Raw genomic sequence first — 13,402 nt, 5'->3', positions numbered from 1 at the left:
TTGACAATAAAATGCGAGGTTGATAAATATGCAAAACGTTTATTTTAATCATGACGGCGGCGTTGATGATCTGATTTCATTATTTTTACTTCTAAATATGGAGAATATTAAATTAACAGGCGTCAGTGTAATTGATGCAGACTGCTATATTGAACCGGCTACTTTTGCCAGTCGTAAAATTATTGCACGCTTCGGAGATGGTCGTCTTGAGACTACGATGTCAAAAGAAAGAGGGAAGAATCCATTTCCTAAAGATTGGCGTATGCATGCATTTTTCATGGACGCTCTTCCTATTCTGAATGAGAAAAAGGAACTGGCACCGCTCTCTGACAAAGAAGCGTATGAGCATTTAATTGAAAAAGTGATGGTCGAAAAAGAGAAAACAACTTTACTTTTTACTGGACCACTGACAGACCTGGCAAAGGCGATTCAGACAGAACCCTCCATTATCGATAAAATTGAAAGACTTGTATGGATGGGCGGCACGTATCGCAGCGAAGGGAATGTGCATGAACCTGAACACGACGGGACAGCTGAATGGAATGCTTTCTGGGACCCAGAAGCGGTTGGAATTGTATTCGACTCTTCGATTGAGATCAGTATGGTTGCTCTTGAAAGTACGATACAAGTCCCGTTGACTACTGACATCCGTCAAATTTGGGCAGATCAACGAGAATTTGAAGGCGTAGATTTTTTAGGTGTCAGTTATGCAGTCGTACCCCCACTCAAGCATTTTGTTACCAATTCTACTTATTACCTCTGGGATGTTTTAACAACTGCATCACTTGGTAAACCGGAACTTGTGAAATCTAAAATGATTCAGACCGGTGTTTATACTCATGGACCTGCTCAAGGACGTACATATGAAATGGAAAACGGGCGACCGGTCACTGTTGTATATGATGTTGACCATGATGGTTTTTTTGAATATATTACATCACTAGCTAAAAAAGTAAAAGCATCCGATAATTAATTTATATTTTAATGGCTCTCAAATATCATCTCCGTCTTCAGCTGGTCTTTCGGTTCGTACACCTTGAGATCAGTCAGATGGGTGATAAGTGCCTGCTGCACTTGAGCAGCTTCTTCAGATGTGGTCACTTTCGAGGAGAGTTCAACGATATGATGCTCGCCAATATCCCATTTTTCCAGCTTGATTTTGTAGCCGTCTAACTTCCCGGCATGTCTCTCAAATTCCACCGGTCCTATCAATGTCGTCTCTTCAAGACCTGATAGATAAGGTTTGAACACATCAGGTGCTGCATTTGTGATATGGAGATGACTGTCATCAAGGGCAGGGAGTATGTGTTCATCAACAGGTACTTCTATTACATGGGTGACACTCAATGTCTGATTGTTGATGCCATATTCAACTTCGTAATCACCTGCAACCCCGTCTTGTTCTGCCTGATGTAATGCTTTTTCAATATGACCGTCCTCTACTTTATAACGTTTTTTATACTGTATTTCGAGAAACTCATCATATTCTGACTTTCGGACGCGCATCGTCACTTTATTGTCATAGTTAGATCTCGTATCATGATCGACAAACTGGACAAGGAAATCTTCATCCTTATTTTCTGCAGCGAATGTTTTCAGAAACTTGCTTTTGATATGTCCTTTTTTGTTCAGGACCTTATTGCTATCCGCATAAACTTTTACTTCATATTTCATTACTCAGTTCCTCACTTTCATTTGTATTATCTACCCATAATCATAAAAAATAAAAAAAATAATGACTGATTGTTGACAAAAGGGTATCCATATTATAAGATTGAAATTGTCTTATTTGGAGGAATACCCAAGTCCGGCTGAAGGGATCGGTCTTGAAAACCGACAGGGGCTTTACGGCTCGCGGGGGTTCGAATCCCTCTTCCTCCGCCATTATTTTTAAACTAAAGACGACTATATAGATGAGATGTCCTGAGCAATCAGGGCATCTTTTTTTATTTGTCTTAAATTAAACAACTGAAGTCAATAAATCAACTATGAAACCCCTTTCTGAAAGCATTTACAAACTTGTATAGACAGTATACAATGAAGACAATTCAAAATGAGGGAGATGAGAGTATGGCAGTAAACAGAGATGATGTCAGACGTATTATCGATGCGATCGGTGGTAAGGAGAACGTGAATGCCGCAACACACTGTGTCACGCGCTTGCGTTTAGCGCTTGATGATGAGTCGAAGGTAAACAAGGAAGAACTGGATAAGATAGATTTGGTCAAAGGCTCATTTGCTGCAAACAATCAGTTTCAGATCGTCATCGGTCCGGGCACTGTAGATGAAGCCTATAAAGTCTTCACTGAAGAGACAGGTATGGGCGAAAGTACAAAGGATGAAGTCAAAGCAGCTGCAGCAGATAAAATGAACCCGTTACAACGGGCTATTAAAACACTGGGAGATGTCTTCATTCCATTGCTGCCTGCAATCGTGACAGCGGGTCTGCTGTTAGGCATTTCAAATCTGCTGTTAGAAGCGGGTGCTATCTATAAAGGGAAAGCAGTAGTAGATGTTTACCCTCAAATAAAAGGTATCGCCGAAATCATTAAATTAATCGCCGTAACCCCGTTTCACTTCTTGCCTGCATTAATTGGCTGGAGTGCGATGCGTGTCTTCGGTGGCAGCCCTATCCTCGGACTCGTCCTGGGGCTCGTGCTTGTCAATCCCGCACTTGCTTCTCAATACGGGTTAGCAGATAGAGATACAGGTAAACTAGCTGAGATTCCGACATGGGATATATTCGGTTTAAAAGTTCAGCAACTGAACTACGCAGCACAAGTATTACCGATTCTGCTTGCAACTTGGTGTCTTGCCCAAGTAGAACGATTCTTGAATAAGCGTGTCCATGATTCGATTAAAATGCTGGTGGTAGGACCTGTCGCCTTGTTATTAGTGGGCTTCCTGTCATTTGTAATCATCGGACCGGTTGCTTTCTGGCTCGGTAATCAGATTACTGGATTTGTCCAGATGATCTTTGAAAATGCCGGCTGGTTAGGCGGGCTCATTTATGGACTTGTATATGCGCCGCTCGTTATTACAGGACTGCATCATATGTTCCTGGCAGTCGACTTCCAACTGATGACCTCTAATCTTGGCGGGACGTATCTCTGGCCGATTTTAGCGATTTCAAATATCGCACAAGGCTCTGCAGCATTCGCGGCATGGTTCTTGTACAAACGCCGCAAAATGGTTAAAGAAGAAGGACTTGCACTCACTTCAGGTATCTCAGGCTGGTTAGGTGTCACGGAGCCTGCAATGTTTGGGGTCAATATCCCGCTTAAATATCCATTTGTCGCTGCTGTACTGACGACAGGACTGGTTGGGGCATTATTTGGTGCACAGAATGTTTTAGGGAAAGTAGGGGTTGGCGGTGTTCCAGGTATCATGAGCATTAATTCTGGCTTCCGTCTCACTTTCTTTATCGGTATGATTATTGCGATTGTCCTGCCGGTTATCCTGACCCTAATCTTCTCTAACTTTGCGAAGAAAAAAGGTGAAGAAGTTGTCGTGGAGCGTGTGAAGGATTAATATTCAGATATGAAAAGGAGTTTTAACTATGGCTGTGACTGACTGGAAGAAATCAGTGGTCTATCAGATCTATCCGAAATCATTCAATGATACTACAGGGAATGGCCAAGGTGACATCAACGGAATCATTGATAAACTCGACTATTTGAAGCTGCTCGGTATCGATTATATCTGGCTGACGCCGGTATATCGTTCGCCGATGAACGATAATGGTTATGACATCAGCGATTACTATGAAATCAATCCGGAATTCGGTACGAAGGCGGATTTCAAGCATCTGCTGGACGAGGCGCACGCTAGAGGGATCAAGATCATGTCTGATATCGTCATCAATCATACTTCGACGCATCATCACTGGTTCGTTGAATCACGCAGGTCGAAAGACAATCCGTACCGGGATTATTATATCTGGAAAGACGGCAAGGGAGGTCCGCCGACCAACTGGGAGTCCAAGTTCGGTGGCAATGCCTGGCACTATGACGAGGCGACGGATCAGTATTATCTCCGGCTCTTTGATGTGACACAGGCGGATCTCAACTGGGAAAATGATGCGGTGCGCCGTGAGATTTACGATATGATCAACTACTGGATTGACTTCGGTATGGACGGTTTCCGTTTTGACGTCATCAATCTCATCTCAAAAGGGGCTTATGAGAACTCACCTAAAGAAGGCAAGGAGTTCTATACGGATGGTCCGAAAGTGCATGATTATCTGCACGAGATGAACCGGGCGACATTTGGTAATAAAGAAGGCTTTATGACAGTAGGCGAGATGAGTTCAACGACGCTTGAGCACTGTATCAAATACACGAAGCCTGAGCGCCAGGAACTGAGCAGTGTCTTCAACTTCCATCACCTGAAGGTCGATTACAAGGACGGCGAGAAGTGGTCAGAGATGCCGTATGACTTCATTGAGCTCAAGAAGATACTTTTCAGCTGGCAGACCGGCATTGCAGCAGGCGGCGGCTGGAACGCCATCTTCTGGTGCAATCATGATCAGCCGCGTGTTGTATCAAGGTTCGGTGATGATTCTACGGAAGAGAATCGTATCAGAAGTGCGAAGATGCTGGCCATCACGCTTCATTTCCTGCAGGGGACACCTTATATTTATCAGGGCGAGGAAATCGGTATGACCAACCTGTATTTAGAGGATATCAGTCAGTACCGGGATGTGGAATCACTGAATGCCTATCCGATAATGCTGAAGAAAGGAATCAGTGAAGCGCAGGCTATCCGCATTCTCCAGCAGAAGTCCCGTGACAACTCACGTTCTCCCGTTCAGTGGGATGGTTCTCTAAACGCCGGATTTACGACAGGGACACCGTGGATTGATGTCACAAGCAACTATGAAGCCATCAATGTCGAAGCCGCGCTTGCAGATCAGGAATCGGTCTTCTATACGTATCAGAAACTCATTCAGCTGCGTCATGAACTGGATATCTTGACATACGGGAGTATTGTGCCTGCACTGATCGAACATCCGCAGCTCTTTGCCTATAGGCGCGAATACGAAGGACAGCAAGTGACTGTTATCGCTAATTTCAGTAATGAAACAGTCGAATGGCCTGAATCATTCAATATAGCTGGAAAGATACTAATCAATAATTATAAGACTGTCGGACAGAAATTGCAGCCTTATCAGGCAGTGGCGATATTGAAATAGAAGCTTTGACTGACGAATAGTCAAGATGAGAGGGATAACAATGAACAGAAATAAATATCAGACCATCTATCAGGAAATCAGCGGCCAGATTCTGCAGGGGGACTATCACTTTCATGATCAGCTTCCTTCAGAAAGTCTGCTGGTCAAGCATTACGGCGTGTCACGTGAAACGGTGCGTAAAGCCCTCAGTTTATTACAGGTCAACGGCTATATTCAGAAGTTGAAAGGTAAAGGCTCCGTCGTCATATATCAGGAAGGGACAAACTTCCCTGTCTCTCAGCTTATCAGCTTTGAGGAAATCACGGCGTCACTGGATATAGATTATGACACCCAGGTAGAAGCTTTTCGGCAAGTGAAGGCTGCTGCACATCCCTTAGTCCAGGCAGCTTTGAATCTGGAGGATGGAACTACTCTGTTTGAAGTGATACGCTCCCGTCGTAAGAATGACCGGGTGAATATCATAGATACGGATTACTTTATCGCTGATTTTGTACCGGGTCTGACTGAGGAAATAGCTAAAGGTTCTATATATGCTTTTATTGAGAAGGAACTGGATTTAAGGATCAGCTTCTCGAACAAGGCGATTACATTTGAACCGATGACAGATGATGAACTGGTGATATTCGGTGACGTCGTACCGCCCTACGCTGCTACTGTGCGCTCAGTGGTTCACCTTTCGAATGCTGTACCTTTTCAGTATAATATCTCCAAGCATCGGGCAAGTGAGTTTAAATTCGTGGATTTCTCACGCAGAATCACAGCAGCAGATAAATAACTTGCATTCATAGAGAGAGTTATAGTAATATATATACTACCGTGCTAAGTGGGGAGGTAGCGGTTCCCTGTACTTGCAATCCGCTTAGGCAAGACTGAATTCCTTTGCTACGGGAAGCAATTTATGAGGTCTGACTTTGACACGTGGTGTTGAGAAGTCGGTCCTGGTCAATATAAGCCCATGAATCATGTCAGGTCCGGAAGGAAGCAGCATTAAGTGGTCCCTTGTATGTGGCCGGGGTAGCCGATTTTGAGCTGGCGATCAAGGTTCCGCTCGTGTAGGCTTAACAAAGCAAAGGTGCACGGCCTTTATTTTTAAAAAACAATATCATAACTGACTTCAAGGCATATCAAAGGGTATGCCTTTTTAATTTGTTTAAATTATGGCATAATTTTATAGTGAATCAGAGAGGAGCATTATGAATGAAATTCTGTGAACTGACAATTGATGAATTTGACTCGTTTGTAACGGCTGAGTTCAGTCATTATACGCAGTCCCGTGCCCACTACGAGGGACGTAAGGCGCTGAATATGGATGTCCATTTAGTCGGCGTGAAAGAAGGAGAACGCGTACTGGCAGCCTGTCTGTTGAACGGTGCGCCAAGCTTTAAATTCTTCAATTACTTCTATACACATAAAGGTCCGGTTATGGATCACCATAATAAAGAACTGGTCGAGTTCTTCTATACGCATCTGACGAAGTATCTTAAAGCACGTAAAGGCCTGTTCGTCCTGGTTGATCCTTATGTGACAAGGAATTATCTCGACGGAGATGGTCAAGTCACTGAAGCACTGCCGGTCGATGATGTGATTGAGACGTTGGCCTCACTCGGCTATATGCATAAAGGCTATTCAGTCGGTTATTCACTAGATTCCCAGGCGCGTTATTTCTCAGTGCTTGATCTGACGGACAAGACAGATGCCGACCTCTTAAAAGAGATGGAATATAAGACAAGACGGAATATCAACAAAACGATTGAGATGGGTGTTGAGATGCGTGACCTGCCAGATGATGAAATGGAGAAATTCTTCAGTCTCTACCGTATGGCTGAAGATAAGCACGATTTCTCTTTATTCGATCTGGATACATTCAAACGCATGAAAAAGATTTACGGTGACAATGCACGAGTTGTCATGACTTATATCGATCTCAATGACTATCTTGGACGTCTGAACGTGCAGCTGGACGACAAACGTGCTGAATTTGAGGCTGCCAGTGCGGAACTGGAAGAAAATCCGGACTTCAGAAAGCTGAAAAATAAAAAAGCTGAACTGGAAAAAGCGATGAAGCAGGTTGAGAAAAAGATAGCTGAGACCGAAGAGCTGAAAGCAGCGGATGGTGAGGTGCTTGAACTCGCAAGTGCCATCTACATTTTCAACAACCATGAACTCTACTATTTATCAAGTGGCTCTAATCCGAAATACAATAAATTCATGGGCGCTTACCATATGCAATGGGAAATGATCAAGTTTGCCAATCAGCTGGGACTTAAACGTTATAACTTCTACGGTGTCAGCGGTGACTTCAATGAGGAGACTTCCCCTGATATGGGCGTCATCAAGTTCAAAAAAGGATTTAATGCCTATATTGATGAACAGATCGGTGACTTTATCAAGCCGCTTAATAAACCAGCATATAAGCTTTATAAACTGATGAAACGTAAATAAATTTTAAATAGGGACACTATGGGTGTTCCTATTTTTGTGCATGAAGATGGTATAATAGAACTATTACAACTGATGGAGGGGACGTCTTGAGTTATCAAGCCTTATATCGCGTGTTCAGATCACAGTCATTTGAAGAAGTGGTCGGTCAGAAACATGTCACAACGACGCTGAAGAATGCTATTGCAAGAAACAAGATCTCTCATGCTTATCTGTTCAATGGTCCTCGAGGCACAGGTAAGACGAGTATCGCTAAAATATTTGCGAAGGCCATCAACTGCACTGAACGCCACGACGGTGAACCATGCAATGAGTGTCCAAGCTGTCTATCGATTACAAATGGAACGAATTCAGATGTCATTGAAATCGATGCGGCAAGTAATAATGGAGTCGATGAAATTCGCAACATCCGGGATAAAGTCAAATATGCCCCGGGAGAATCAAAGTATAAAGTCTATATCATCGATGAAGTCCACATGCTGACGACAGGCGCGTTCAATGCGCTCCTGAAAACGCTCGAAGAACCGCCGGCACATGCCATCTTTATTCTGGCGACAACAGAACCCCATAAGATTCCGCCGACGATTATCTCCAGATGCCAGCGCTTTGATTTCAAGGCGATCAGCACACCTGATATTGTGGATCATCTGGCTTATGTCTGTGATAAGGAAGGCATTTCCTACGAGCAGGCGGCCCTTGAGTTCATCGCGCAATCTGCAGAAGGCGGTATGCGTGACGCCCTGAGCATTCTTGATCAGGCGATTGCATTCGGTGAGGAATCACTGACGCTGCAGCACGTCCTGAATGTAACGGGCAGTGTCGGCAAGGATGAGCTCAGACAGCTCACTGACCTCATCATCAGCCATGATATACGCGGTGCATTTGACTTTTATCATCAGCTGCTCGGCGACGGCAAGGAAGCAAACCGTCTCGTCAATGATCTGATCTATTTTCTGCGCGATGTTATTGTTGATTTCGCGACAGCGGATAAGCAGGCAGGCGCCATATACGATGTTGAGCTGTCAACAATCTATGAGATGATTGACAAAATCAATGATACGCTTGTATCGATGCGCTTTGCGGTCAATATGAACCTGCATTTCGAGGTGCTGATTGTCAAGTTGTCTGAATTAGTCAAAGTGAAGGAGAAGGGTCCAGCAGCTGATACCGTTGATCACTCATACATTGATGAACGTCTGAAAGCCTTCGAGGAGAAACTGGCGGCCGTGCAGCTCAACCCAGTTGCTGCAGCGCCTTCTAAACCAGTAAAAAAAGAAACAAAGACAAAAAATCACTTCTCAATGGCACAGATAGAGACGGTTCTTGATAATGCGAACCGGGAAGATCTGACTTATCTGCAGGAGAACTGGCAGTCACTGATTGATCACGTCAAGCAGAATGACCAGCGTGCGTTAGTCAGTCTGATGCAGAATTCAGAGCCTGTCGCAGCCAGCAGCACACATGTGCTCATCAAATTCAGTGATGATATCCATTCAGACATTGTCAATAAAGACGAAGAAAAACGTCAGCAGATTGAGTCGATTGTGTACACAATTATCAATAAAAAAGTTAAAATGGTAGGTGTACCGGACTCGCAGTGGCTGCAGGTCAGACATAACTATATTCAGAACCGTAAGACACAGCCGGCTGAACAGCCGAAGAATGATGATATCATTAAGACTGCAGAAGAGTTATTTGGTAAAGACACGATTAATATTATTGATTAAATAGGAGGAATTGATTATGCGCGGTGGCGGCAATATGCAGCAAATGATGAAACAGATGCAGAAAATGCAGAAGAAGATGGCGGAAGAACAGGAAAAATTAAAAGAAGAACGGATTGAAGGTACGGCAGGTGGCGGCATGGTCACTGTTGTAGTATCAGGACATAAAGAAGTGATTGATGTCATTATCAAAGAGGAAGTCGTTGATCCTGAAGATATCGAAATGTTACAGGATTTAGTGTTAGCGGCAACAAACGAAGCATTATCTAAAGCGGATGATGTAACTGCAGAACGTTTAGGCCAGCACACTAAAGGATTAAATATTCCGGGAATGATGTAATGCATTATCCTGCACCTATATCCAGACTGATTGACAGCTTTATGAAGCTGCCGGGCATTGGACCCAAAACAGCTGCTCGTCTTGCTTTTCATGTACTGGACATGAAAGAGGATGATGTCATGAACTTCGCAAAAGCGCTTGTCGATGTGAAAAGAGAACTCACGTACTGCTCAGTATGCGGCCATATCACGGATACCGATCCATGTTATATCTGTCAGGACAAAACGCGCGACCGTTCGATGATCTGTGTCGTTGAAGAATCCAAAGATGTCATCGCAATGGAGAAGATGCGTGAATATAAAGGTCTTTATCATGTCCTGCAAGGTGCCATTTCACCGATGGAAGGGATTGGCCCGGAAGACATCAATATACCAAGTCTCTTGACCCGCCTGAAAGATGAGGAAGTACAGGAGCTGATTCTTGCGACTAATCCGAATATTGAAGGTGAATCGACAGCGATGTATATCTCAAGACTCATCAAACCGATCGGAATCAAGACGACGCGCCTCGCGCATGGTCTGCCGGTCGGCGGTGATCTTGAATACGCAGATGAAGTCACATTATCAAAAGCGATCTCCGGTCGTACAGAAATATAGAAATAAGCCTCCCTGCGCAGGGAGGCTTATTTCTGGTTAGACCAGTCGTTTTCGGATAGCACCTGAGATAGTATCGACGATGACAACCATAATGATGATACCGATCAGAATAATGCCGACACGCGGCCATGTTCTACCTTGCAGAGCGAAGATGAGCGGTGTCCCGATACCCCCTGCACTGATCAAGCCTAGAATTGATGCACTTCTAAGGTTGATTTCAAAGCGGTAGAGCACGAATGAAATGAAGACAGGCAGTATCTGCGGCACAACGGCGAACATCAACGTCTTGATTTTATTGGCACCTGTCGCTGTCAAAGCTTCTGACGGCCCGAGGTCCAGATTCTCGATATCCTCAGCGAATAATTTGCCCAGCATCCCGATGGAGTGAATACCGACTGCCAGTACACCGGCAAATGCCCCAGGTCCGACTGCTTTGATGAACAGAAGAGCCATAATGATTTCCGGGAAGACACGGATTAAGCTGAGAAAGAACTTGCTGACTTCTGATAGAAAGCGGTTCGAGATATTTCTTGCTGCAAGAAAAGCGAGAGGAATACAGAGTACCGCTGAAATGGCGGTCCCTAAAAAGGCGATGGCGAACGTTTCCAGCAGCCCTCGCAGTAAATCCTCACCTTCCGGCATGTAGACATAGCTCCAGTCAGGATGGATGATGCCAGCCAGAATGTTGGATAGAATCTCCCATGATTTCTCCTTGATCTCGATTTTAGGCATACCGCTGAAAGCCCAGATATTGTAAAAGAGTTGGTATATCTACCGGAAGGTTTGACAAGTACCGATAAATGGGGATCTGCAGTAGATCAAGGCATCTACTTTGGAGGCAGTAAAGAAGAAGGTGCATATGTAGCCATCAGTAAAGTTGGATTAGGTAAAGCAGCCTTTATCGGTGACTCTCCCATGGTTGAAGATAGTACGCCTAAATATAAAAGAAAAGACAATGGACAGTCTAAAAAACTTATGATGATTATAAAGAAGCGGATGATGCGCAGCTGTTGAATAATATCATCGACTGGTTAGCTGTGGATGAAAGCTATAGCTCGCTGAAAGAATAAGGGATTGTCCTGGATGCGCCAATACCTTAGCTTGCTATGGAAAAGCCGGCTACTTCTACAGAGCCTGAAGAACCATGGTCGACACCGCTGGCAGGTTACAAATGGTTTAATGAAAGCACCTTTAAATTAGGAAGCTACGGTTATCAGCAACCAACAAGTTCAAGTTATGACTTCACTTGTCCAACTATCACTAACGAAACAGAATTTCCTTTAACTTTAAAACTGACAGGACTTATACCAAACACCACTTATTCTAACCTTAAGGTAGGAATCTACAATACAAGTGGTACATAGTTAGGTTCTTTCAATATGAAGGACACGTGGAGCACAATTGGATATAGTCGGGCGTTTTCTTTAAGAACTGATGCGACTGGCAATGCTTCACTTGTCATCAGAACTAAAACGACAAAAGGGCAGGCAGGTATAGCCAACATTAGCTTAGAGGAAGACACCACGACTTTTTATACTGAAGCTATAACTATTGAACAAAATGAATTAATTAGTATTCATTAATGAAGAAAACAGTCGACAAGACTGTTTTTTTTCATTTATGAAGGATGGTTTGTTATAATATGGAATAATACAATTAGAGGTGAGAGTGATGGAGAAGAAAGGTTTAGTTCTAGAAGGAGGCGGCATGCGCGGTATTTATACGGCTGGTGTACTTGACTGTTTCCTGGATCATGATATTACCTTTGATTATGTGATAGGTGTATCTGCAGGTGGGAATATGGCAGCTTCTTTTTTATCAAAGCAAAGAGGGCGTAATAAAAGAGTGACACTTGATTATCTGGATGATAAGCGTTATCTCTCACTAAGCAACTATGCGAAGAATCGTGAAATGTTCGGGATGGACTTTCTGTTTAACGAGATTCCGAATGTGCTGGAGCCGTATCATATGAAAGACTTTCTTCTATATGAAGGAGAATATGTGGTTGCCTGTACGAACTGTGAAACGGGGGAAACGGAATATTACAATAGACAGGACTTGCAGGAGGATATGCTGACAATTCTAAGAGCGTCCAGTTCGCTGCCTTTAATGGCACCAGTCGTTGAATATAAAGGCAAGCAACTACTGGACGGTGGAATAACAGATCCCATTCCTTTAAGAAAAGCTCAAAGAGATGGTGTAGAGAAGAGTGTAGTTGTTTTAACGCGTCCAAAAGGATACTTTAAGAAATCCAGCCGAATTGCGAAGTATTTCAAGGTAAAAAGATTCCCGGCTATCAATGAAGCCATGCGCCGGAGACCGGGGCGTTATAATGAGACGCTGTATTATATTGATAGAGAAGAAGAAGCGGGGCGTGTAATGGTCATCAGACCTTCCCTCGACTTGAAAGTCGATCGTATGGAAAAAAACCGCGAGAAACTTAATGATTTGTATGAGCTGGGGTATCGGGATGCAGAGCAGAAAGTAGCAACTATTAAGCGACACTAAAAGATTGTACTGAGTGTAATTTTGATGCTTGTGTAAAGATTGTAAAGCCTGTATAGTTATATCTTGTCCGGCAGAGATAATAACCGGCACCGAAAAAGAAATTTAAAAAGGTGTTGACTTCTTCGAAAGAGGAGCGTATAATTAAATCTTGTCCGGCAAAGATATAACTTAATAACGAAAAAGAAAATTAAAAATAATTTTAAAAAGTTATTGACTTTCGATTCAAAAGAGAGTATAGTTAAATCTTGTGAGACGAAAAATGAACATTGAAAACTGAATGACAATATGTCAACGTTAATTCCAATAATTTGAGTGAATCTGATTCACTTCCAAGAGTGATTGGCTCAACCAATCAGAGAGCTTTATCAAACACTTTTATGGAGAGTTTGATCCTGGCTCAGGATGAACGCTGGCGGCGTGCCTAATACATGCAAGTCGAGCGGACAGACAGGAGTGCTTGCACTCCTTGAAGTCAGCGGCGGACGGGTGAGTAACACGTGGGTAACCTACCTATAAGACTGGGATAACTTCGGGAAACCGGAGCTAATACCGGATAATATTTTCCACCTCATGGTGGAATAGTGAAAGACGGTTCTGCTGT

The 13,402-nt window shown here is 43.6% G+C and carries 12 protein-coding genes, 1 tRNA gene, 1 rRNA gene, 1 other RNA gene and 1 pseudogene; 14 read left to right on the top strand and 2 right to left on the bottom strand.

The features are described from left to right. Positions 1-28 precede the first annotated feature (28 nt). Positions 29-973, top strand: a complete 945-nt coding sequence (locus tag ERX40_RS06105) for a nucleoside hydrolase (protein WP_133417622.1) — start codon at positions 29-31, stop codon at positions 971-973. Positions 974-981: 8 nt separating this feature from the next. On the opposite strand, the gene ERX40_RS06100 is transcribed toward ERX40_RS06105, so the two are convergent. After that, positions 982-1,674, bottom strand: coding sequence for a hypothetical protein (locus tag ERX40_RS06100; protein WP_133417621.1), 693 nt, complete (start codon positions 1,672-1,674; stop codon positions 982-984). 117 nt (positions 1,675-1,791) lie between these two features. Here ERX40_RS06100 and ERX40_RS06095 point away from each other — a divergent pair. From ERX40_RS06095 to recR, 9 genes are all read left to right on the top strand, one after another. Further along, a tRNA-Ser gene (locus ERX40_RS06095) sits at positions 1,792-1,884 on the top strand. Between the two features lie 186 nt (positions 1,885-2,070). Then, the gene (gene treP / locus ERX40_RS06090; RefSeq protein WP_133417620.1) at positions 2,071-3,531 is read left to right on the top strand and encodes a PTS system trehalose-specific EIIBC component; all 1,461 of its coding nucleotides are present in this window, start codon (positions 2,071-2,073) and stop codon (positions 3,529-3,531) included. 28 nt (positions 3,532-3,559) lie between these two features. After that, positions 3,560-5,194 carry an alpha,alpha-phosphotrehalase gene (treC, locus tag ERX40_RS06085; protein ID WP_133417619.1) on the top strand — a complete coding sequence of 545 codons (1,635 nt, stop codon included), beginning with the start codon at positions 3,560-3,562 and terminating at the stop codon, positions 5,192-5,194. A gap of 40 nt (positions 5,195-5,234) precedes the next feature. After that, a complete protein-coding gene (treR, locus tag ERX40_RS06080) occupies positions 5,235-5,969 on the top strand; it encodes a trehalose operon repressor (RefSeq protein WP_133417618.1) in 735 nt (244 codons plus the stop codon). A 39-nt stretch (positions 5,970-6,008) separates the two neighbouring features. After that, positions 6,009-6,274, top strand: an RNA gene (gene ffs, locus ERX40_RS06075) — signal recognition particle sRNA large type. Positions 6,275-6,391: 117 nt separating this feature from the next. Next, positions 6,392-7,636: an aminoacyltransferase gene (locus ERX40_RS06070; RefSeq protein ID WP_133417617.1), complete on the top strand. Its 1,245-nt coding sequence runs from the start codon at positions 6,392-6,394 to the stop codon at positions 7,634-7,636. An 86-nt stretch (positions 7,637-7,722) separates the two neighbouring features. Continuing rightward, positions 7,723-9,360 carry a DNA polymerase III subunit gamma/tau gene (gene dnaX / locus ERX40_RS06065; RefSeq protein WP_133417616.1) on the top strand — a complete coding sequence of 546 codons (1,638 nt, stop codon included), beginning with the start codon at positions 7,723-7,725 and terminating at the stop codon, positions 9,358-9,360. A 16-nt stretch (positions 9,361-9,376) separates the two neighbouring features. Next, on the top strand, positions 9,377-9,697 hold the full coding sequence (locus tag ERX40_RS06060) for a YbaB/EbfC family nucleoid-associated protein (protein ID WP_133417615.1): 321 nt from the start codon (positions 9,377-9,379) through the stop codon (positions 9,695-9,697). Then, the gene (recR, locus tag ERX40_RS06055) at positions 9,697-10,293 is read left to right on the top strand and encodes a recombination mediator RecR (RefSeq protein ID WP_133417614.1); all 597 of its coding nucleotides are present in this window, start codon (positions 9,697-9,699) and stop codon (positions 10,291-10,293) included. The genes ERX40_RS06060 and recR overlap by 1 nt, the downstream gene beginning before the upstream one ends. A gap of 36 nt (positions 10,294-10,329) precedes the next feature. Here recR and phnE read toward each other — a convergent pair. Continuing rightward, positions 10,330-11,043 (bottom strand): annotated as a pseudogene (gene phnE, locus ERX40_RS06050) (phosphonate ABC transporter, permease protein PhnE); the annotation flags it as partial. Between the two features lie 33 nt (positions 11,044-11,076). Between phnE and ERX40_RS06045 the strand changes: the two are divergent. The 4 genes from ERX40_RS06045 to ERX40_RS06035 form a co-directional block, all read left to right on the top strand. Next, on the top strand, positions 11,077-11,307 hold the full coding sequence (locus ERX40_RS06045; protein ID WP_133417612.1) for a hypothetical protein: 231 nt from the start codon (positions 11,077-11,079) through the stop codon (positions 11,305-11,307). Positions 11,308-11,399: 92 nt separating this feature from the next. After that, the gene (locus ERX40_RS11245; protein WP_165980682.1) at positions 11,400-11,657 is read left to right on the top strand and encodes a hypothetical protein; all 258 of its coding nucleotides are present in this window, start codon (positions 11,400-11,402) and stop codon (positions 11,655-11,657) included. A gap of 307 nt (positions 11,658-11,964) precedes the next feature. Beyond that, positions 11,965-12,801 (top strand): patatin-like phospholipase family protein, encoded by an 837-nt coding sequence (locus ERX40_RS06040; protein ID WP_133444695.1) that lies wholly within the window; start codon positions 11,965-11,967, stop codon positions 12,799-12,801. Between the two features lie 374 nt (positions 12,802-13,175). Further along, a 16S ribosomal RNA gene (locus tag ERX40_RS06035) occupies positions 13,176-13,402 on the top strand; the annotation flags it as partial.

The sequence above is a fragment of the Macrococcus carouselicus genome (genome assembly GCF_004359515.1).
GTDB classification, from domain to species: Bacteria; Bacillota; Bacilli; order Staphylococcales; family Staphylococcaceae; genus Macrococcus; species Macrococcus carouselicus.
This window is presented reverse-complemented; position numbering and strand designations above follow the sequence as displayed.